This window comes from Nocardia sp. NPDC051981, from assembly GCF_040680715.1.
Taxonomy (GTDB): Bacteria; Actinomycetota; Actinomycetes; order Mycobacteriales; family Mycobacteriaceae; genus Nocardia.
In genome coordinates this window covers 213,130-235,772 of sequence record NZ_JBFAXK010000011.1, presented here as the reverse complement: position 1 = coordinate 235,772, position 22,643 = coordinate 213,130, and the positions used below count along the sequence as shown (strand labels likewise).

Sequence of the window (22,643 nt, the reverse complement as noted above, 5' to 3'; positions counted from 1 at the left end):
CGCGTTCCCGCAGCTCCTGCGGATATCTCCGATTCCCAGCCATACCGTTGATCCTCTCCAGATCCAACGGTCTCCCTCAAACCCGGGGCGATCCACGGCATATCAAGTGGTGGATGCCACCGCACAACGTTGACCTCGAAAATCGACAGGACCGCGGTACCACACGGCTTACCTCGGGCAGATCACTGCGCAGCAGTCGATGAACGCTTCAGGTCGGCTGGCACTACAACCGACACGCTGGCTTCGCCCGCTGGCTCCGACGCAACGGCAAAGACGCGAGTGCCGTCAACGGCCGGTGCCCGGCTGTGCACCGCTGGGCGAAGCCGGCGCCTCACCTCCCGGCCGGTGTCGGCCAGCGTTCCAGCAACCCGCCCGGTCTCGTGTGCTCGGCGAGGGTGCTGAAGTTCGACAGCGAAGCCCAACTGTCGAAATCCCCGACGACGACCAGCCGCCGCTTGGCCCGGGTGACGGCAACATTGAGCAGATTCGGCTTGGCCGACGCCCATTCGCGAGCTCGCTTCTCATCCGAGCCCGTGCCGAGCACCAGGATCACGATATCGGCCTCTTTGCCCTGCGTGGTATGTACTGTGCCGAGCCGTTCACGGGGTATCCGCATGCCGTTGTCGGCGAGGTAGCGATCGAGTTTGATCGCCACCTCGCGGAAGGGACTGACGATGAAGACGGTCTGCTCGAGCCGCTCGGCGATCTCGTCGTGGCGGGCTCGCCGAGTTCCAGTCCGCTCCGGATCGGGTTGGATCCACTCCTCATCGAGCGCCTCGCCGATATGGCGAGAGATTCGGCGCAGGATTGCGAGTACTTGACGACCTTCTTCCGGGTTCCACTTCTCCCTGCCGGGACGCGCGTCGACGTGGACCCACATGTTGCTACGGCCCAACGCGAAATCGTCGTCTCTACCACTGACCCCGTAGACCATCAGGTTGTCGTAGGCGATCGCATTGCTGACCTCGAACATCAGTTGATCGCAGCGCCGATGTACACGCAGCGGTGAACCTACCCAGATCCGATCCAGGGAATCGGGCTCCGACAACCACGTACCGAAGGTATTGACCCGATCAGCGATCGACTGGACGGAGGTGACTTGCGGCGCCCAGCGCTTGGAGAGGCCGAACTTCGCGTACAGCCGTTGCTGACCCGGCCACGGCAATGTCACGACCGGTTCCAGCTGGCGCGGATCGCCGACGACGACCGCGCGCTGACTACGCCATAGTGCTCCGACGGCGGCCTGCGGCGTCGCCTGGCCGGCCTCGTCGATGAACAGCCAGCCCAGGGCTTCCCGGCCCAATGCGCTGAACATCGTCGACATCGATGCGAAGGTGGTGGACACCACCGGCACGACGAAGAAGAGCAGCTGCCATGCCGCCAGCACCTTCTGCGCCGGGAGATCAACTGGCGCATCACCGTTGACGACATCGACCACGGCCCGCAGATTGTTCCAGGCCAATTCGGGCAGTGCGGTGAGTGTCGCACGATGCAGGCGGAGGGCGGCGATGAAAATCTCTGACCGGGCAGTCGCGAACTCCGCGTCCATCCAGGGCGAGGACCTCTCACGGCGTTCCATCGTCGCCCGCCCGTAGTCGAGCGGATTCCATTCGTCGCCGGGAACGTGGTCCGTCCAGCGCTCGCGTGCGTCCTCGAGCAGCGCCGCCTCACGCTGGATCTCGCTTTCCCGTTGCCGTGCAGAGCGATCCGCGCGGTGAGCGTCGGCACCGGCCATCCGGAGAGCCTCATCGCACTGCCGCACCCGCTGCTGTTGCCGGGCGACCTCCGCCGCGGCGTTGGTGAGCGCGCGTTGCCGGTCGTGCCACTCCGCCTCACGGTCGGCGCATCGCTGGTCGGCTGCAGCCGCGGCGGCACGGGCGTTCTCCACCTCGTCCAAGAACGGGCGCGCTGTCCTCTCCCACTCCGGAAGGGCGTTGCCCAGCGAGAGCACACGCCTCACCCAGCCGGGCTTCGTACCGGCATGCTCGTACAGCCGTTGCTCGGCGGTGTTCAATCGATCGAGAGCTCCGCGGGCCTGTATATCGGCAGCCTCGACCGCACGGTGGGCGTCGGCCACGGTGTGCTCCACCCGATGCTTCGTTGAACGAGATTCGGTTTCAGCGCGCGCGAGCTCGTCGCGCAAGTCTCGTAACCGGGTGATCCGCTCCTGGCTGTCGGCTACCTGTCGGCGCAGCAATGCCAGCGTCGGATCCTCGGTTGCCACCCGCTCTGCGATTTCGGAGACCTGCTGTCGCTCCTGAGTCAACCGATCCACGGTTGCGACGGCGGCGCGGAATTCGGTCACGGCACTTTCCCAGGATCCGAGGTCCGGCTGCATTCCTTGTCCGTCGAGATCCTTCAAGATCTTGTGCAGGCCAAAGAGTTCCGATCTCTCGTTCCGCTCGCCCGCGGACCGGTCGCGATTCCCCCACCAGAAGCGCTTGACGAACTCGGACCTGTTGTTGCGCCGCCCCAGTCGTGCGGCGACCGCTCCCCAGCACGGCTCGCCGGCCAGCAAGGTCGCCGGTCCGGAGAAGTAGTCGGCGTCGGCGAAGGTGTCGGCATGGATAGCCTTGGCCGACGGCACTTCCATCGTGATGTTCTCCACCGCACCGTTGTTCGACGATGCGACCACCATCTCGAATCCAGTCAGCTCAGGTATCAGTGGGACGATGGTCCGCGTCCAAGGGCCGTCGGCACACGTCCAGCGGAGTGCGGCGGAATCCAGTTGGAAAGCCGCGCGCGGATTCGGCAGCTCCGCCAGCCGCACGGCGCGTTGCACGATCACCGCCGAGATGAGATCGCGCAGCATTGTCGTCTTGCCCGTGCCCGGTGGGCCGTTGACGGCGTAGATACCGCGCGCCTCACGGTCGCCCAACTCGATGAAAATGCGGTTCACAGCGAACTGCTGGCTCAGGGTCAGAGGATGGTCCGGGTTGGCGGGCCAGCGGCCCAACGGCATCGACTGCGGCGTCAAGGATCTCAGCATCTCCTGCGGTCGTTGACGGAGGTCGATTCGCGCCTCGTTGTCGATCGAGGTCTCCGACCGCAGATACGACGTGAGGGCTGCTCCAGCATTCCCACTGAGCAGCTCGGTGGAAACCTTTTCCAGGTCTTTCGCATAGAAGCTGTTGATGATCTCATCGCCGGACACGTCGTCTGCGTGCGCGATCGGGACCCGATAGGGTTTGACCCAGATCTCAGTCGGCTCCAGGATTTCGTCCACACCCAGCTCCTCGGCGACCCATCGAGTAATCGCCGACAGATCCTCGACAGTCAGGACCTTGGTGCCCAGCTGCTTCGGTTCGGAGTCTTCGTCAGCCGCACCCGCGTCTTCCTCGTCGGCGGCGTCCGTGGAGTCATCCCCGGACTTTTTTCCGCGCTTCTCGATCGCCTGTGTGGCATCCTTGGTGAGCGAATCGGCCACCTTCTCGGCGACTTTTGCCGCAACAGGACCGAATTGATCCTCGACAACAGTGCTGACCAGACCCGACACCGAGGCCAAGCCACCGGTCACCACGTCGAGCGCCACCCGCGTCGTGACGCCGGCGATGGCCCGCAGGGCCCGTTTGCCTCCTGACTCCACCTGGCCGGCTTCATCGATCGGCACTCGGCCATCACCGATCTCGAACAGCATGGCCAGCATGTCCTTACTGTGCTCCTCGAACCCTTCCAGCCATTCGTCGCTGCCCGGACCGGGAGGCAGCACGGTTCTGCCCAATGCCCATGCACACGAGGAGATGGTGACGCTCTCCTTGTACAGTCGGCCGGAGTCGTCCAGGGTCAGACTCAATAGCGCGCTCTGGCCGTTGATCCGACCATCGTGGTCGGGATCGGGTTCGGGGGCGGGCAGCGCGCTCTGTAGCACGTCGCGAATCTTCGCTATGTCGAAGATCCCGGCATAGACCGTGTAACGCCACACGAACTTGTCGGCCACTGGCTTGGTCGGCGCTTCCCAAAGTAGCTTGCGGCCCTTGATGATTCGTTCCACCTCTGTGGATCGGACCTTCGGAGAATCCACCTTCTGTGGGCTGAAATACTCCACCGCCCGCCAGAATCGGACGATCCTCGCCTGCTCTGCATCCGCCACCCCTCTGCTCCTTCCCCTGTGCTCACCAAAGTCATTGCAGCACTTGAAAAGACAATACCTTCGGCGGTCGAGCCGTGACGAGCCTCGAGCTGGTCGCCCGGATTCTGTCACTCGGGCTCCGGCCAGCGGTCGATCGGCTGGGGAGTCCGGCAGGGATGGTCGCTCCGAAGCGGCGCAACAAGATTCACGATGGCCTACTCCGCGGCCGCGCGGGCCCAATCGGTGGGCCACGGCTTGACAATGAACTCCTGCTATAGGTCTACATCCACTTGAAGGCCAGCTTTTCCATGACGCGGATCGCCGCGTTCCGGGCAGGACCATGTTGGGTTGCGACCCCGGAGAAACACTGTTCGGCCAGGGTGGCTCGATGGGTCCGAGCATGGGTCCGTACTTGATACTGTTGAAACCGGCTGTGACGGTTAGTCATTGACTTGTAGTGCTGGCTCCTCGCGGCTGTCGTTGTTTCGACGCCTTCGAATGGGCCGAGTGCGCGCACAACCTTGATCTACGCCACGCTGTTCCACCCTCTCCATCGCCCCAGCTCGAACATGCGGTGCGGCAACCTCTTTCACTAGATCACCCAGACCACATACCGGGGCGGGTTGTGGGTGCGTGGCTTCGCCACGCCACAACCCCTTGGAACGAATCATCCAGGCGGGGAAGACCTGTTGAACCAGTTCGAGGCTATCGGCGCAGCAGGTCGTTTTGCGGTGGCGTGCGCCCGACCAGTAGCGTTGGCGAGACGGACAATTCGGATGGGTGTAGTTCGAGCTGGATGGGGAGGATGAGCGAGGACGAGCGGCTTGCGGACCGTGCGGCACTGATCGATGCCGCGATCGGCAGGGTGCGAGGACGAGCCCAGTCCCACGGTGGCCTCGTGGTTTTGGAGGTCGACGCTTACAAGGTGATCACCGATCTCCGAATCGCACCGCACGCCATGAGCAGCGACCCCGCCCGGCTGGCGACTGTCATCGCAAACCTGCACCGGCAGGCGTGTGAGCAGGCCGCATCCGCAGCCGAGCAGGCATATAGCGAAGTAATCGCGGGACCCGCGGCCGCGGCGCAGGCGGTATCGGCCGAGTGGGAGGAGCTGGGCGAACTCGGTCCCACCCCCATTACCTTCTCGATGTGAAGGCTGCGTTGACATGGTGGAAATCGATCTGGCACGCATGCGACAGCTCGCGACAGATGTACGACAACGCGCTGATGCTATCGCCCGGAAGGCGCCGGTCGCACAGGATAGTCGTGAGTCTGCCCGCGGTCTGAAGCAAGGTGTGACCGGCATGGAGGGCTCGCAGATCGCCATCTCCGTCGAAGAAACACTCAAGACCCTGGATACGGTGTTGAAGTATCACGTCGGTCGGTTGCGGGCCATCGCCGACCTGACCGACGCGGCCGCCACCACGTTCGAGGGCGTGGACAACACCAATGCGCGCGATATCGACAAGGCCCGACCGCGATGACGGACAAGACGCCTCTGACCGTGCCGATGGTGCTCGGCTGGGATCTGAAGCACCTGCGTGATGTTGTCGACACCCTGACGAAGGTTGGACCGGACATCGAGGCTGAAGCGGTGTCGGCTGCGGGCCTCATCGCCAAGTCCGACGGATACTTCATCGGTGAGGGCGGCGAAGCGGCACGCACCCGTGGTGAGTCGGATAAGACCGACACCCTCGCAACCGTGGATGTCTATGCGGCACTTGCGAACAAGATTACCGCGATCTGCAATACCTTCCAGGTAGAGATCGCGAAGATTCAAGTGGCCGCCGCAAATACCGCGGCCTCGAAGTGGGACCTCTTCTACAAGGACGATGGCGAGGTGCTCTCCCGGAAGTCCAACTGGGAAACGGCGAAGAGCAACTGGTGGCATCCGGAGGGCGCCATTGCGGCGAAAGAGCTAGAGCAACGCATCCTGACCAAGATGTTCCGGGAGGCGCTGGACAACATCATGGTGGCGGATGCCAACATCGCGTCCATCGCGGGAGTTCTGGAAAACCTCACGGAGTCGGTGAAACTCGGGATGGCGAATATCCCGACCGATCCGGAGTTGGCGCGCATCCTGCTCGAGAACCAGGTGAACCCGGATGAGATGGTGGTGTGGCCGAGTGGCGCAGTACTCGAACTCATCCGTGCGGTCAATCCCGACTTCGTGCCTCAGTCGATGACCAAATCCGAAATGAACGCTTTGACGAATCTGCTTGCGACGCACGGGGCGAAGGCGCTGATCGACTTCTACAAGATCAAGTCCGAGGCGAACGATGCTGCGAAACAAAGCAAGTTCGGCGAAAGTCTCGCCGGGGGCAGGACGCTCAATGACGGGCAAGGCGACGCGTTTCGTCACACATACTGGAATGCTCTGCTCACCAGGAGGTTCGGCGAAGACTTCGCCAAGGAGTACACGACAGCGCACGAGCGAGTCGGCGGTCAGCAGGGCCCTCGCGAAGCGATGGACCTGTACAACAACAGCATTGGCAGACAAATCGGGGCGAGTAACCCCGATGCATCGCCTGAGGAACTGAGGGCCAAGGTGACGCAGGCTATCGACGATGGGAAGCTGATCATCATCGGGCAATCGAGCCCAGAAGCCAACCCGCAGATCACATGGAGTAACCAGATCCCCGACCCGAACATGCAGGGCCTGCCGACGGACGCGTCCGTACCGCTGCCGGGGAAGAAGTGAGGATGATGCGCAAGACTCGATTCGTTTCATGTGTCGCTGTGGTGGCTGCGATCCTCAGCGGCTGTTCCCTTATCGGAACTCATGCGGAGAGCAAGCCTGCCTGTGATGGATTCGATCTGGCACACAGCGGCGAGTCCCTGGGGTCGGGTACGCGTCTGCGAAACGAGTTGGAGAATGCCGCGACTCGTCCTGGGCCCGTTCGGTTCATCGACATCACCCGTGCCGCCGGATGGTCCGACGACTGGACCCGGATGGTCGAGGTCCCGGCTGGCACCAAGGGCGCCGAATTGAACTCGGTTGCGCACACCACCGAGAGCTGCTGGAAAGGTCTGCCGGCGGTGCCCGACGACGATCAGGCCGCGGTGGACTACTTTCTCTTCATCAAGGATGAACCGGGAGCGAACTCGCGGCCGGTGCAGGCTGTACAGCAGTCCTCGGGAAATATCGGAAGAATCTACTTCCACAACAACGAGCCATTGACTACCGAATCCGTCTTGATCGCGGGTGGCAAAGCGCTGGTCGCACAACCATAGTCCTGTGCGGGATTCCGATTCGGACTAGGTGACCGGCTGCCATGACGAGCGCCGCCCAGGCGTAGGTCAAGATCGCATTCGGCACCGCGAGGACGTAGACCCTCGAACCCGCCGGGACTACTCCGGGTTCAGGACCAGCGCCTGCACCCGAGCGTCCGTTCGGCACCGATCCACAAGACGCGAGCTTCGACGACGACTATTACGAACGCGGCTCAATCAAGGGCCCGGATTGGTAGTGACCAGCGCGACCCAACCGCCCGAATGCCATTCTTGCTCGCGAGGGTTACCCGTCGCCGTAGTGTTCCGGATTCGGTCGCTCAGGCTCGGGCCAATGGTGAATTGACCCGAGGCCATCGGGAGGGCTGTGGCCCAGCCATGACTTCCCCTGCTACAGGTCCACATCCACCTGCAGCCCCAGCTGTTCCATAACACGATTCGCCGCGTCGCGGACTGGACCACGCTGGGTTGCGACCTTGCCGTCCGCGGAGATGATGGTGTTGAGCCAGATCGAAGCGTTACGGCGCCAGTCGATCTCGGTGGCGAGGCGCTTGTACTGTTCCAGCCGCCAGTCGAGATCCGGGCTCTTGCGGATCTCGTAGGCGACCCGGCCGATGACGACGAGTCCGGTCGCGGTCAGGTTGATGTACTTCTGCCGGAAGTCGGCGACCTGGTTCGCGGGTCCACCAGTGGTGGGCAGCTCGCAGATCTCGCGCCACGGATCCATATGCTCGGAGAGGATCTCGATGAGAGTGACTGCGTCCGTGACGAATTCGTCGCGTGTCGTCTTGTCGCCGATGAGCTGGGCGCTCTGCTTGGCGACCGAATCTTCACTGAGGGCGTAGTCGTTGAACAGCAGTTCCTTGACGAACTGGCGAACCTGGTTGAGCAGGAACACCGCCTGCGAGGCCTTGGGTAGCTTGCTGGAGGTGGCGTCGACCCGGCCCCGGAAAAGGCGGGTCTGGTCGACAAGATCGGCGAGGACGCCGTTGATGGGTTCGCGGGTGTTGTACACCGCGAGCAGGCTCGCCGGAATCTGCTTGGTCTGTGCAGCATCCGCGAAATCCTGATGAATGCGCTTGAGATCGTCCTCGACGACGATGAGCACCGCGAGACTGTCATCCTCGAAACCGATCTCCAGGTCGAGCAGACCGGGGATAGCGCTGCGGCCGGTGCCGTGCCCCTTGATCGCGGTGATGCGGTGCTGGCCGTCGGTGACATAGAACCGCACGCTGTCGCCGACGACCATGAAACCGAGGCGATTCTTGAAGTTGCCCCGGGGTACGTGCAGTGCCGGCAGCTGGCGGGCGTTCAAGGTGACCGGCGGGAGGATGTAGTTGCCCCGGTTCTCGCGGACGTAGTGGTTGATGCTCTTGACGTGGTCGGTCATCAGCGGGCGGTTCGTCGTATTCGCGGGATCACCACCCTTGTCGGCGGATTCGGCGACCACCTGACGGGTGAGGAACGAGTACGGGAAGGAGGTCGAGATCATCGTCCGAACGCCCTGCTGGAAGACGGTGCACGGGAAGACGCGAGCGCCGGCCGCGGCGGCATCGGCAGATGCGGCCGCCAGTGCGTGATCGAGGCCATCGTGCTCCATGAGTCCCATAGGGTTGCCGGTCATTGAGGGTCCTTTCGTTCGGGAGTAATTGGGTGCGCCGGTCCGGGCCGGCGTGGGTAGTTCATTCGGGGTCCGGTTTCAGCCGTTCGCTCGGCAGTACGCCGACGATCAGGTCTCCGGTTGAATTGCGGTAGCGGACTATTGCGAACCATCGACGGTCCGGTGTCTCGCGCCAGCGCACGATGCTCCCGTACCGCATGCCCTCGTGGGTAGCGATCGTGCAGTCCCGTAGCAGGGATTCGTCGGTCCGACTACGGTCGCATACGGGGCAGGCGAGCGGTGTTGCGCGAGAACATACTTTCTTGTACCCGTGAGGTTCGATGGCTGGGCTGCCGCCGCAACGGTGAGCCAGGGCTCGCTCGACTGCGAGAACATCGCAGTCCCGAGTGGAATGGTGTACAGCGACGGCGGGAAAGCCCGGGTCTACCAGTACCCACACCAGCTCGTCGGGAGAGATCGGATTGGCATGTGTGGGCCCGTAGTTTCCGGGGTCGCGTCTCGAATAGCCCCACCGTCCCGACACATACGGGCCCCAATCCTCGGGAGGTCTCCAACCCGGACCTGATACGTCTGCCCAATGATCCATCGGATGTGCCTCACGTGAAATGTCAAGGTGTGCAATAGTTACCGGCAGACTGTATGAATCTGCCTGCGTTGCAGTACTTTCCGAACAGCTCTATCGATGGCCGTGAGCCCGAGTTCGCCAGTGCCTCGGATGAGTGATTTCGCTGCGGCTTTGCCGCTACCGCAGCGACACCGTCGCCCCGCCCGAGAACATCGAGTCGTGCAGGACGATGTGGTCCGGGGTGGAGTCGGCGGGGAGGTCGTAGACCACCTGGGCGGTAATGGAATTGCCGGGGTTGAGGTTGGCGTAGAGGCTGGTGTCGGACTGGAGGTTCATCGCGGCTGCGGCGTCGTTGGAGAATTTTCGGTTCTGGGCGTCGTAGACGTCCTGGTCGGACGGGGAGAAGCCGTAGGGAACCTTGCCGATGTTGCGGACGGTGAGGGAGATGATGGTGTAGCTACCCTGGGCGGTTTTGCGGAGATAGGGGTTGGTGCCTACTTGCTTGATGCCGGTTTGGATGTCGGTGACGACGAACTCGAACTTGCCGTCGCGGACGGGGGTGTTGAGGCCCGGGGCGGGGGGCTTTTCGGTGGTGGGGGCGGGTGTGCCCGCAGCGGGGGCCGGGGCGTTGCCAGCGGGAGCGGGGGCGTTGCCGGCGGGCGTGGGGGAGCTGGTTGCCGAAGTCGACACGGGTTGAGCGGTTTTGGTGTTCTTGCCGCCGAGCACTCCGCCGACGCCGCAGAGGGCGACGATGCCCGCGATGATCAGCAGGATGATCTTGAGAGCATTCGACTTCTTGGGCGGGACAGGCGCCATGGGGTACTGCGGTGGGTACTGCCCAGGGATCTGCGCCTGAGGGTAGGGCCGTGTGGCCTGGTAAGGCGGTGGCGTGGCCGAATAGGGTCCTGACGTGGGCTCGTTGGGCGGTAGCGGGGGCTGATAAGTCATTGGCGTTCCTGGTATTTCGCTGGGTGGGCGAGGCGGGAGACGGGGTGGTTGCCGCGCTTCCCGCCTCGGAGGCGGGATAGAACGAGCGATGCCGCACGCGACCGGCATGTCGGCTACGCGAGGGCTCGGTTACTGGAAGCGCTCGGTTACTCGAGGGTCCAGGCGCAGCCCTCGACGGTGATGACGTCGCCGGCCTTCAGGCGCACGTAGGATGCACCGGAGTAGGACTGGATGTCCGTGGCCTCGGAATCCTTGGCGCCCTTGTAGGGCAGCCAGGTGATGAAGCAGTAGCCGTAGTCCTGCTCGCGGGGGCCGGGTGTGGAGTACGTGCCGGGGGCGACGTCCTGCCCGACCACCTGCATGCCCTCGTGGAGCCGGGTGGCGGGGTCGGCGTGGGCGGTTCCGATGGTGGCGAGCACGGTGCAGGTCGCGGCGAGGGCGGCTGTGGCGAGAGTGCTGATGAGGTTGTGGCGCATGGCGTTTCAGCTCTTTCGTGTGTTTACGGATAAGGGTCAGAGCTTGTACTGCGGGCAGTACGCGCTGATGGCGGCATCGAGGAAGGTGTAGGGGTACTTCAAGGTGTTGCGGGCTTTCTCGGCGAGCACGATCTGGTTGTGCGCGGAGTTGCCGTAGGCGTCGAGCCACTGGCACTGCGCCTGGGCGAGGCTGATGGCCCGGTCCTGGACTGTGCAGCTGTTCTCGTTCTCATGGGAGGCCCGCAGGAAGCGCAGGTCGGCGGCGCTGCGGGGGCCGCAGCCGGGGCTCGAGGAGCCGTTGGAGGAGCCGCTCGCGGATCCGGTATCGGGGGCGGCCAGGGCGGCGGGCGCCGCGGCGGAGAGGGCGACGGCGGTGGCGCCGGCGGCGAGCAAGGTCGAGAGGGTGCGCATGATTCCTTCTGGAATAGGGTTGATGGGGGATCGCGACGCCCGATGGGCGTGCGGGGTCGCCGCGGCCGGGAGCACCGGCCGCGGGACGTCAGATAGCAAGTCAGCTGCGGCGGAGTCGCCGCACGAGGCGGCGCAACATGGCACGCAGCATGTTTCGAGGCTTGGCGGGAGCCGGAGCCGGATTCCGCTGTGTGGCAGCAGCGTTCGCCTTCGCGGTCGCCTCGGCTTGTCGGCGGGCCGCCTCCGCCCGCTTGATCGGCACCGTACGTGCGGCCACCTCGGCGGGTGACGGCATGGTGCGTGGGGGCAGAGCCACAAGCGCTGGCGCGGCGTTCGGCAGCGGCAGTGCTGATTGCGGTGAGGGCAGCGCCGCAGGTGAGGGCGGCACCTCGGCAGGCGTAGCAAGCGCCTGCATCACGCTCCCGAGCGGCGTACGCGGCGTGAGCTCGGGCGATGCGGTCGGCGCGAACTCGGGCGGTTCCATCGTCGGGGACTCAGAGGGTGCAGTCGTCGCGGGCTTGGGCGACGCGGCAGGTTTGGGCGCGAGCAGCCCCGCTAGCCCTCCCTCGAACGGCGCAGAAGCGGTTCGCATGGCTACCTCGGCCGGTGTCGGCACGGGGGCAGTGTCTGCCGCGATGCTGCTCAGATCCAGTGGCTCCCTGGTGGTTTCCGCCGCTGGGACGTACGCCGATAGGGGGAATACGCGGTAGTGCGATGCCGCGGCCGAGAATGCGACGGCCACGTAGTCCCCGTGCTCCGTGGTCGTCCAGCTGGTGAGGTGCCAGCCGCCGCACGCGGTGCAACGGTACGAATTCTTTTCCCGCCGTGCCGGATTGGTGCGGTCCAAGGTTGCCAGGACGAGATCGGCCTCGCGCTGGGTGGAGTAGCGGATCTTGCCGCAGTCGGCGCAGCGGGGGATCGCGGTGTAGTCGGGCTGAACGTTGTGAGTGCCGGCAACTCGGAGGGATAGCTCGCGGCCGTGGGCCCGGGTCGCTCGGCGGTGAGCGCGGTTGCGGAGATGGCGTTGCCGAGTCATGTCTTCCTCCCCGATCGGCGAGTGGTGGTTTCACCGGGCTCGATGTCTGTGCGATGCAAAACACTAAGATGGCGTGAAAGCATTGTCAATGAGAACGCCAAGATTGATTTTTGCTCATCTGTCGACCAGGGTGGAGGAAGGTACACGAGAGGAGTGGCATGCCGAAGCCCGTGTCAACAGTCAGCGCTGCGGAGATCTCCCGGCTGGCGGGTGTCACCCGCGCCACCGTCAGCAACTGGCGACGACGGCACGCCGACTTTCCAAAGTCCATCGCGGGCACTGAGGCTCGTCCGGAGTTCGACCTGCACGAGGTCCAGCAATGGCTGGCCGATCATCGGCTCGGCTCCGAAACGTCGGCGGTGAACGAGCTGCGTGCGTTTGCCCGCGCACGCACCACACCCGACGCGGCCATGCGTGTGCTGGAAGCACTGAGTCCTACCGGGGCAGGCTGGGCAGCCCCCGATCTCACGGAGGACTTCGCTGACGAGGCGGTGGACATCTTCGAGCGCGCGGCGGACACGGAAGGTGCCCGAACGGCCATCGACATCCTGGGAGAGCGAGCGCTCGAGGACACCACGGCGACCGGCTTGTATGTAACCCCGCCCCGGGTGGCGGAATTGCTGGCAGCACTGGCGAATTCCCCAGGGACGGGTGCCGCGCACGTCGTGCTGGATCCGGCTTGCGGCAGTGGCTCGGTACTGCTCGCGGCCGCCCAGGCCGGTGCGAGTGAGCTCTACGGGCAGGACGCCCTGCCGGTGCAGGTGCAGCGCACCCGGCTGCTACTGGAGGCGGAAGCCAGCGCGCGGCTGGTGGTGCGAGCGGGCGACAGCCTCACCGCCGACGCCTTTCCTGACCTGCGCGCTGATGCCGTGTTGTGCAATCCGCCGTACGGTCAACGTGACTGGGGATCAACGGAGCTGGCCTTCGACCCGCGATGGGATTATGGCCTGCCTCCCCGGGCGGAGTCGGAGCTCGCCTGGGTTCAGCATGCGCTCGCGCACCTACGCCCGGAGGGGACCGCCGTCCTGTTGCTCCCGCCCGCCGTGGCGACGCGTGGATCCGGCCGCAAGATCCGTGCCAACCTGGTGCGCACCGGCGCCTTGCGCGCCGTGATCGGCCTGGCTCCGGGTGCCGCCCAGCCTTGGCATGTGGGCCTACAGATCTGGATCCTGCGTCGCCCGCAACCGGGAGCGCCGGTGCCGGACTCGGTGCTGTTCATCGACACCACCGGCCTTCCCTCGAGCACGGATGGTGAGGACCGCGCGCTCGGCGACGCAGTGCTCAAGGCCTGGCGGGCCTTCGACGGCCCGAGGCCGGAGGATGCGACCGAATCGGGTTTGGCGGTGCCCGTCCGACTGGTGGATGTGCTGACCGAAGAGGTCGACCTCACGCCCGCCAGATATATGAGATCCTCGCTGGACGCGGATACCGTCTCCGATGAGGTCGAGGAGGCGATTCGCCGACTCGATAGCGCGGCGTCGGAATTGTCCTCGGTGACAGGCGACTTGGGTGGATGGTCGGCCTCGCCAGGCAAGTCGTGGCGCTATATGACCATTGCCGACCTGTCGAATCACGGTCAGCTGGAATGGATTCGGTCCGAGCCGCCGAGCGCGGAACCTGCCGTACTGGACGATCAGCGCCGTATTCTCACTGCTCCGGACATCGCGACCGGCGTCCCAGCCTCGGGTACCGCAGCGTCCTCCGCACCGGCGACCAACATTGATGTCGAAATCGGCGACGTCCTGATTCCAACCGTGCGGAGCGACCGCACCGGCGGGCGCAGCGCCCGGGTGGCAACCGCGGAGGATGCGGGGTCGATCCGCGGCCCGCACATCCACACCTTGCGAGTTGATCCGGACCGGCTCGATCCCTGGTTCCTCGCCGGATTCCTGACCGGCGCCGAGAATGTCTCGGCGACACGGACATCCACCGTTCGTTTCGATCCGTCCCGGTTGCGCATCCCGGTGCTGGGACTGGCCGAGCAGCAACGCTACGGCGAGATGTTTCGGCTACTGTTCCTGCTGCGCACCGCCGCGCGGCGTGCTACCTACGCTACTGAGAACGTCGCGGAACTCGTGACCACGGGACTCACCGCCGGAGCGCTGCTTCCCGAGCGTGCCGAGGACCGACAATAAGTGCCATCCATCGCGCGTACCCGACGCGTGGGCTACACCGCTGCTACCGTTACTGCTGGTCGGACAGTTGATGTGGGTGTGGGGAGAGCGGCGGTCATGATGCGCGAGGCCGCGGGGCAGCAGCACCGCACCGTTGTCGAAGGTGAAGACGGTGACGCATCCGAGATTGCCCGCCGCCCGGACCCATACGACGAGTACGCCACCTGCTGCTCGGCATTGCTGGGGCAATCAGCGTGGAGGCCACCGGTATTGGAACCGGACTCCGATTCGCATCCGTCGATTCCCCTGGAAGATCTCGTCGAGGCGGGCGTGATCGACCTCCACGAAGCACCGCCGACCGTCGGGGCCACCGGCGGAGACACTCCCATGTTGTCAGCCAAGGATGTTCGGCTCGGCCGTGCGCCGTCGCGCTGGGGTGATGCCTGCGCGCCGGGCGCGATCGAAATCCGCGTCGGCGATATCGCGGTGGCAATCAGCACCGAGCCGGCCGTCCGGGTCTGTACCGACAATGGTGTGCTGCTCGGGCCGGGCATTCGCCTGGTGCGCGCCGACTCCGACGCCATCGATGCTTATTTCCTGGCGGGGATCCTACGGGCGGCAGTCGAAGCGGCCGACGGGAACCACATCGACATCTACGAAGTCGCCGTTCCGCGCATCCCACTGGCCGAGCAACATAGGTACGGCAAGGCATTCGAGCAGTTGACCGCCCTCGAGGCCGCCTTGCAGAGGCAACGGGCGAATATCGGACTATTGGTACGAACCGGATTCGGTGGGCTGGCTCAGGGCAAGCTCCGCCCCGTAGCTGGCGACGAGTAGGTTGGCGTGTCGGCTTGTCAGGAGTCACGGTGGTAGAAGCGGTGCAACCGCAGGTTGTGGGCGGCCGGTACGAGCTGCTCGACGAGATAGGCGCGGGCGGCATGGGGCAGGTCTACGAGGGGTTCGACCGTCACCTCAAGCGCCGTATCGCCGTGAAATTCACCCACCCGAGCCTCGATCATGATCCTGACTGGGACAAGCGCTTCTTCCGGGAAGCGGAGCTGATGGCCAGGTTCAATCATCCGGGGCTACCGGTGATTCATGATGCCGGGACCGGCTCGCCGACTCCAGGTGGACCCGAACGTCCCTATCTCGTTATGGAATTCATCGAGGGTAAGACCCTCGACAAGCTGCTGGCCGAACGTGGACCGCAACCGGTCGGAGTCGTCGCCAACCTGGGTGGGCAGGCTGCGGCGGTGCTTGCGGCGGCACACCGCAACCGCATCTTTCACCGGGACCTGAAGCCGTCCAACCTGATGCTGTGCGCCGACGGCACGGTGAAGGTGCTGGATTTCGGTCTTGCGGTCGCGCCCGATTCGGATATGACGCGCTACACCATGACCGGTCATACCCTCGGTACCCCGGCGTTCATGGCTCCCGAGCAGGTCGAGGGCGGTGAGGTGGTGCCGCAGACCGACCTCTACGCACTGGGACTCGTCCTGCACGAGCTACTCACCGGCGACCGGGTGATGACGGGCAGTTCGCCGTATGCGGTGTGGCAGAACCAGGTTCATCTGCAACCGCTCGATATCCGGCACGAACGCCCCGAGGTACCGGTCGAAATGGCCCGGCTGATCATGAGCATGCTGGCCAAGTCGCCGGACCGGCGGCCCGACGGTGCCGCGTCGGTGCACGCGGTGTTGGTCCGGCACGCGACCGATCTCGGTGAGCTACCCGAGGTCAACGACAATCACAGCCCCGCACGAATGTACGCCCTCGCTGTCGGCTCGATGGTTTCCGCGCGTACGGCCATGACCCTCGTCGCCCCCACCCACCAGCTGCCCAAACCCGAGGCGCCCCAGCCCCTTATCGCCCCGGCAGGCGATTTCAGCCGGGCCGACCTACAGCGGGCCGTGCGCCGGGCACGCGATTTCGCCGACGAATCCCGCTACGACCCGGCGATCCACGAGTTGCAGACCGTGATGGAAGCGGCTGTCCCGCTGCTGGGTTCGCGCGACGCGGATGTGGTCGAGGCTCGGGTGAAACTGGCCGATCTGCGTTTCGAGAGCGGCGACTACTCGTCGGCCGCCGATATGTACCGCGCGCTGATCGACGATCTGACCGCCGAGCGCGGTCCCTATGACGACCAGGTCATGTACTGCCAGCGGCAGCTCGCCACCTGTCATGTGCAGCTCGGCGACACCCGCAATGCCCTGACCCGGTTGAAGCGGCTGCACAGCCAAATGGCCGTCCGTTACGGCGAACAGGATCGTCGGGTGATCGAGCTCGCCGGGCAGATAAGCCACATCAAGCCGTAGCGCAGTGAATTCGGCAGTTCCGGACCGAGCGGACATGTCGAGTAGCGGATGCGCGGCGACCGTCGATAGCTTGCCGTGGCCGCGATTTCAGGGAAGTTGATGGAGGAGCAGGTGCCGAGTATGGGAGCGGACCGGACGCCCGTCATGAACGATCTCGCCGATCGCGGCGCGCGATTGTTCGAATATCTGGCGAAAGCCCAGACGCTGCGCATGTCCCGCATTCAGGACATTGCCGCGTATCAGCGGGACGGCGAGGTCATCTGGGTCGCCGACCTGCCCGAACATCCGGCCGTCAGCTATCAGCAGGCCGATCCGGGCAAGCCGTTTCTCATGGTGCAGAAGGTGACGATCGGGTCCGCGCCGGAACCGGATTCGCAACTGGGTCGGTGGCTCGACAAAGCATGGGACAACCCGGAACGTGAGCCGGGATTACGCCCCACCCGGAATGGTGAAGCGGGCGAGGTGCTTCGGCTCGATGACCATCCCGAGATTCGCAAAGCCTTCGGAGAATGGTTGCCGCGCTGGCAGGAATGGGCGCGGGAGGCGTTGCCCAAAGTGGCTGTGCGGCGTCTCTATCAGACCATGTATGAGATGTACACCCGCTATGGCGGGGCCACTGAAACCCTCGAAGCCGTTCTCGCCCTGGGCTTTCTGACCTGGCGTAACAGCGAGGTCGGTCTCGTGCGCCGGCATGTGCTCACTATGCCGGTGGTACTGGGGTTCGATTCCGACTACGGCGCGATCTCGGCATCGATCGATCCGGGCGTCACGGGGTACACCGCAGAGTTGCAGGAGATTCTCGATCCGTCGCAGATGTCGGCCGCGAGCGATCTACAGCGTGCCGAGACCGAGGCGCGGGACGGTCAGATCGACCCCTTCGATCGGGAGAATGTTGGCGCGCTGGTGCGCATGTTCATCAACTGCATCAACCCGGACGCGGTGTACGCCGATGACATTCGACCTGGAGATGCGGTGGCGCATCCGGCGGCTGGTTATGCACCGGCCGTCATCCTCCGCAAACGTGGCAATCGGGGCATGGTGACCGCGCTGCGCACCATCGCGGAGACTATTCGTTCCACCGGTGAACTGCCCTCAGGCATTCACAACCTGGTCGACCCGAACTTCGAGCCCGTGCCGGCGCCCACCGCGGGCGATGGTGCGATCGTGCGTGACGGCGCGGATCAGTTTCTCCCCTTGCAGCTCAACGATGTTCAGCTGCGGATCCTCGAGCACGTGGACAAGCACGCGCACACGCTGGTGCAGGGTCCGCCTGGGACCGGTAAGACCCACACCGCGGCGGCCCTCATCACGCACTTACTCGCACAGGGCAAGCGGGTCTTGATCACCGCGCACACCGACCGCGCCCTGCACGAGGTGCGCGCCAAATTGCCCGACCAGATCAAACCGCTGTCCGTCGCGGTGGTCGGCGACTCGCGGCGCGAACTCGAGGACCTCAAGGCCTCGGTCAATCGCATCTCACACGCCGCCGACGAGCATGATCCGGCGGCCGGTGCGGCCGCGGTCGCTGCCAACGACCAGGCGATCGCGCTGGCACGGCAGCGGCGGGCGGCAATCCAGCAGGAACTGCTGACGCTGCGTGAGCGCGATGTCACGACACACTCGGTCGGGGGCTATACCGGAACCATCGCCGATATCGCATTGCGTTGGCGCGAGGCACGATCGGAGTTCGGCTGGATTTCCGAGCTGGTAGTCGACGAGGTCGAGCAGGATTGCCCGATTGCCAGCGAACTTGTCACCGAATGGCGAACGTTGTTGCTGGACAATAATCTCGACGATCCGGAAGTCGCCGCACCCGACATCGTCGCAGCCACGGCGCTGCCGCCGGCGGATCTGTTCGGCCAATGGTGCTCGGCTGAAAAGCAAGCGGCGCAATACCGCCACGGCTACGCGCACTACGACGCCGACCCGGCCGCCGCGCGGATAGCCGGGCTGTCCGGCGACGAACGCCGCCGGGTGTGCGCACTGCTCGACGAGCTCGCCGACCGGTTACGGCACCTGAGCCACCGGACCGAACCCTGGACCGCCACCGCCCTCGCCGATATACACAGCGGACGTGACTTCGAATGGCGTTCCCGGGCCGCGGCTATCGCGGATCTGCTCACGCAGGCCGACGTGGTGGTGGCCGCGCTCGCGTACGCGACCGTCCAGGTGACCGTCGATGACCCGGCGACGCTGCTCGGCCTTGCCGAAAACCTGAAGTCGCACATTGAAACCCATGGCGCACTGAAACTCCATCCCGACGGTCGCCCGAAGGCCGGGCTCACTGCGCCTCGCGTGGTCAAGCTCTCCGAGCCGCTGTTCGAACAGGTCCGGATCGACGGTCGCATCCCCGTCACCGTCGAGCAGCTCACCCATTTCCTGAACGCACAACTTGGCCAGCGACTCCTCGAGCAGCTCGACCTGGCCTGGCCTGGTGGCGGGCAGGCTACCGCGCCGGGTGTGCTGCGCGACCGCGTCGCCCGGCATCGTGTGGCATTCACGCTGCTGGCAGAGGTGCTGGACTACGCGGGCAGGCTCGAGTACACCGCGACCTGCCTGCGGGATCTCGCACTGCCCGTACCGGATTGGGCCGACCCGATCGGCGTGCGCGGCGCGCGGGAAGCATTCGACGCGGTGGACGCGCGGGAGGCGCTCGACCGCGCGGTCGAGCCTCTCGATGAGCTGACCCGACGGCTGGACGCGCTGCGCGAGGATCCCCGGGCCACCGCGACCGTGGATCAGCTCGCTGTCGCCGCCCACGACCGGGACACGGCAGCCTACCGTCAGGCCCACGACCGGCTGGCCGAGCTGAATCAATTGCGCCGCAGGCTCGCTCGCAGGCACGAGATCGACGTGGATCTGACCGCCCTGCCACTGCTGCGCGACGCGATCACTGCCGATCCCGCGGACCCGGACTGGGATGCGCGGCTCGCCGGCTTCGAAATGGCCTGGCGCTGGGCCACGGTCGGGCACTGGTTGACCACCAACAATGTTGGCGGAGTCAACGAATTGTGCCGCCGCCTGGACGATGTCGAGGCCGAGCTACGTGAGCTGGCGGCCGCGCGTGCGGCCACCACCGCGTGGGATCTGGCGGTCGGGCGGCTGACCAATCGCGCCCGGGCGGACCTGCGACACTACGCGCAACTTGTGAAGAGGCTCGGCCGCGGCACCGGCAAGTACGCCGACCGCGATCGGGCCGATATTCAGCGGGCGCTGGGCAACTGCCGTGCCGCGGTGCCGGTGTGGATCATGCCGATCTACCGTGTGGTCGAACAGTTCTCGGTCACCGCCGACATGTTCGACGTGGTGGTGGTCGATGAGGCCTCACAGGCCGGGGCGGAGGCGGTGTTCTTGCAATACCTCGCCCCGCGCATCGTCGTGATCGGCGATGACAAGCAGGTGTCGCCCTCGGCGGTCGGCGTCGACGCGGGCGAGCTGGAACGGCTGGCCAAGCAGTACCTCTACGACGACACGTATCTGTCCTCGTGGTACAACACCAAGCTCAGCCTGTTCGACGACGCGTCCATGCGATACCCGAAGAAGCTCACACTGATCGAGCACCGCCGCTGCGTGCCCGAGATCATCGGATTCTCGAACAAGATTGCCTACGAGCCGGAGGGCGTGCCGCTCGTGCCGGTGCGCCGCTATGGTAGCGATCGGCTCGACCCGATTCGCACCGTGCATGTGGCCGACGGCCATGAGGTGTCCAGCCAGGTCAATCCGGCCGAGGCCGATCGGATCGTCCAGCAGATCGAGAGCTGCCTCGCCGATCCGCGCTACGACGGCAAATCCATCGGCGTCATCTCGCTGCTGGGTACCTCACAGGCCAAGCACATCGCACAGAAACTCGTCGCGCGCATCGGCCCGGAGGAGATGCAGCGGCGCGAGCTGCACTGCGGCGACGCGGCCGACTTCCAGGGCGCGGAACGTGACGTGATCTTCCTGTCGCTGGTGGCCGCGCCCGGCCCGGACCGACGGCTGGCGGCGCAGACCACCGACAGCGCCGCGCAGCGCTACAACGTCGCTGTGTCGCGTGCCCGTGACCAGTTGTGGCTGTACCACTCGGTGACCGCAGAGCATCTACACAACAGCGCAGACCTGAGGCTGCGGCTGCTCGAATACTGCCAGGGCATCGAAGCCCGTACCCACGTGGACGCCGAACCGCCGCAACGGTTTTCCGACGACTACCTTGTCGAGCCGTTCGAGTATCTGTTCGAGCAGCAGGTCTACAACCGCATCGTCGACCGCGGTTACCGAGTCACCCCGCACTACACCGAAACCGGCTACGACATCGATATGGTCGTCACAGGCGGAGGCGGCCAGCTCGCCGTGCATTGCGACGGCGATCATTGGAACGGTCCCGACCAGTATCGGGAGGATCTTGCCAGGCAACGCGATCTGGAACGGTGCGGCTGGCCGTTTCATCGAATCCGCCTGGCGGACTTCATCGTCGACCCGGATGCCTGTTTGGTAGAGCTCTGGTTGCTGCTGGAAGACCAGGGGATTTATCCGATAGCCGAGGAGGAACAGCGTCGCCTGGCGAAATTGCTGGCCGCCGCCGGTCCGGAGCCGGTTGAACCAGCAAGTCCCGAACTGCGAGAACGAGTGTCGCTGGTACCGGTCGAATCAGTGTGGACGACGGAGGAACTTGTCGATTCACGTCTGACGGTGCGGTTGGGAACCAAGGGGGAGGCCGACCGATCGTTGGGCGATGATCCGGCCCCTTCCGGATTCCATAGTGAGGCATCCACCGGGTATGCAGAACCTCCGAGGACTGGCGAGCTGGACGCGTTCGCTGGCGATTGGACAGTGTCAGATGCGAGTTCGCTGTCGGCCAACCTGCTAGGGGATTCGGGAGACGACGCAGATTCGATTCCCTCGTCGGTAGAAGCACCGGCTACCGCGACGGTGGGAGGCGGTACTGCCGAGCCAGCGCTTCAGATGAGTGAGACCGCCGAGCCGATAGGTGAATCCGCGGCGTCCGCCTCTGCTGGCTCGAGCGGAACCGGCACATATGCGGCCGCCCGTGGTTCGTCTGAGATCGATTCCGCACCGTCGATCGTTGCCGCAGCGCTCGGCAACGTGCCTTTGGCGGCGAATGGCTGGGCTGGTTCGACGGATGAGTTTCCCGAAAGAGCATCGAGAAACGGCGGGACTGCAGATCGTAGTGGTGAAACCGCCGCGAACGGCCACAACGGTTCGAATTCGGACGGCCGGATCGACCCGGTTATGGCTGGGCACAACGGATTCGCCGACGACCACGAGCCGGCGGCCGGCCCGGGCGGCCTCGACTCGGCAGCGAACGGTGCGATGCCGGATGGGCGGCGCCTCGTCATCGAATCCTATGTTGCATTCACCGAGCAGCTGGAGAGCCCGACCAGCGCCGACCATGCCACGATCGTCGGGGACTTCCTGCGCATCGTGGCCGTCGAGGGCCCGGTGACCGCGGCACGGTTGCGGGCCGCCTATGTGGCCTCGGCGCGGACCCGGGAACGGGACCACGTTCGCAAGAAGCTGGATATCGCGCTGCGCGCGGCGGTCGCCCGGGGGAACCTGGTGGTGGACAACGCGCTCGAGCTGGACGACCCAGCGCTGCTGACCTATCGGCTGCCCGAACAGCCGGCATCCCGCTGGCGTGGACTGGGCCCCCGCAAGGTCGAGCAGATTCCGCCGCTCGAACTGGCGGAGGTGATGGCCCATCAGGCCGAGCGCCACGGATGGTCCGATCGCGCAACACTGTTCCGTGCGGTCATCAACGCGGTCGGGCAGACCCGCTTGACCGACAACACCATTGCCGCGCTCGCATTGGTGGTGCCGTTGGCGCGGCGGCTCGGCGCGAACGACTGAATCGAGCTCG

Annotated in this window: 14 protein-coding genes; 8 read left to right on the top strand and 6 right to left on the bottom strand. The window is 65.1% G+C overall.

All coding sequences use genetic code 11. The features are described 5' to 3' along the window. Window positions 1–331: 331 nt before the first annotated feature. The gene (locus tag AB0L60_RS21250; protein ID WP_364616531.1) at window positions 332–4,090 is read right to left on the bottom strand and encodes an AAA domain-containing protein; all 3,759 of its coding nucleotides are present in this window, start codon (window positions 4,088–4,090) and stop codon (window positions 332–334) included. A 775-nt stretch (window positions 4,091–4,865) separates the two neighbouring features. On the opposite strand from AB0L60_RS21250, the gene AB0L60_RS21245 reads away from it, so the two are divergent. Genes AB0L60_RS21245 through AB0L60_RS21230 form a run of 4 tightly spaced genes read left to right on the top strand, consistent with a single transcriptional unit; the run spans window position 4,866 to window position 7,303 of the window. Beyond that, on the top strand, window positions 4,866–5,222 hold the full coding sequence (locus AB0L60_RS21245) for a YbaB/EbfC family nucleoid-associated protein (RefSeq protein WP_364616527.1): 357 nt from the start codon (window positions 4,866–4,868) through the stop codon (window positions 5,220–5,222). A 13-nt stretch (window positions 5,223–5,235) separates the two neighbouring features. Beyond that, window positions 5,236–5,553 carry a type VII secretion target gene (locus tag AB0L60_RS21240; protein WP_364616524.1) on the top strand — a complete coding sequence of 106 codons (318 nt, stop codon included), beginning with the start codon at window positions 5,236–5,238 and terminating at the stop codon, window positions 5,551–5,553. Further along, window positions 5,550–6,770 (top strand): hypothetical protein, encoded by a 1,221-nt coding sequence (locus AB0L60_RS21235; protein ID WP_364616521.1) that lies wholly within the window; start codon window positions 5,550–5,552, stop codon window positions 6,768–6,770. Before AB0L60_RS21240 ends, AB0L60_RS21235 begins: the two co-directional genes overlap by 4 nt. 2 nt (window positions 6,771–6,772) lie before the next feature. Further along, entirely contained in the window at window positions 6,773–7,303 is a 531-nt protein-coding gene (locus AB0L60_RS21230; protein WP_364616518.1) for a hypothetical protein, read from the top strand. Between the two features lie 388 nt (window positions 7,304–7,691). Here the strand turns inward: AB0L60_RS21230 and AB0L60_RS21225 are convergent, their stop codons facing one another. The 5 genes from AB0L60_RS21225 to AB0L60_RS21205 all read right to left on the bottom strand — a co-directional run bounded on the left by AB0L60_RS21225 (window position 7,692) and on the right by AB0L60_RS21205 (window position 12,357). Then, the gene (locus AB0L60_RS21225) at window positions 7,692–8,924 is read right to left on the bottom strand and encodes a DNA sulfur modification protein DndB (protein WP_364616515.1); all 1,233 of its coding nucleotides are present in this window, start codon (window positions 8,922–8,924) and stop codon (window positions 7,692–7,694) included. Between the two features lie 739 nt (window positions 8,925–9,663). Next, entirely contained in the window at window positions 9,664–10,302 is a 639-nt protein-coding gene (locus tag AB0L60_RS21220) for a DUF4352 domain-containing protein (protein ID WP_364616512.1), read from the bottom strand. A 278-nt stretch (window positions 10,303–10,580) separates the two neighbouring features. Then, window positions 10,581–10,910, bottom strand: coding sequence for a hypothetical protein (locus AB0L60_RS21215; RefSeq protein WP_364616509.1), 330 nt, complete (start codon window positions 10,908–10,910; stop codon window positions 10,581–10,583). Between the two features lie 36 nt (window positions 10,911–10,946). Continuing rightward, complete coding sequence (locus AB0L60_RS21210) at window positions 10,947–11,321, bottom strand: DUF732 domain-containing protein (protein WP_364616506.1); 375 nt, start codon at window positions 11,319–11,321, stop codon at window positions 10,947–10,949. Between the two features lie 100 nt (window positions 11,322–11,421). Then, complete coding sequence (locus tag AB0L60_RS21205) at window positions 11,422–12,357, bottom strand: hypothetical protein (protein ID WP_364616503.1); 936 nt, start codon at window positions 12,355–12,357, stop codon at window positions 11,422–11,424. A gap of 158 nt (window positions 12,358–12,515) precedes the next feature. Between AB0L60_RS21205 and AB0L60_RS21200 the strand changes: the two genes are divergently transcribed. The 4 genes from AB0L60_RS21200 to AB0L60_RS21185 all read left to right on the top strand — a co-directional run bounded on the left by AB0L60_RS21200 (window position 12,516) and on the right by AB0L60_RS21185 (window position 22,633). Beyond that, a complete protein-coding gene (locus AB0L60_RS21200; protein ID WP_364616500.1) occupies window positions 12,516–14,492 on the top strand; it encodes an N-6 DNA methylase in 1,977 nt (658 codons plus the stop codon). Window positions 14,493–14,591: 99 nt separating this feature from the next. After that, complete coding sequence (locus AB0L60_RS21195; protein ID WP_364616498.1) at window positions 14,592–15,308, top strand: hypothetical protein; 717 nt, start codon at window positions 14,592–14,594, stop codon at window positions 15,306–15,308. Window positions 15,309–15,337: 29 nt separating this feature from the next. Continuing rightward, on the top strand, window positions 15,338–16,786 hold the full coding sequence (locus AB0L60_RS21190; RefSeq protein ID WP_364616495.1) for a serine/threonine-protein kinase: 1,449 nt from the start codon (window positions 15,338–15,340) through the stop codon (window positions 16,784–16,786). 120 nt (window positions 16,787–16,906) lie between these two features. After that, complete coding sequence (locus AB0L60_RS21185; RefSeq protein WP_364616579.1) at window positions 16,907–22,633, top strand: AAA domain-containing protein; 5,727 nt, start codon at window positions 16,907–16,909, stop codon at window positions 22,631–22,633. Window positions 22,634–22,643: the final 10 nt, after the last annotated feature.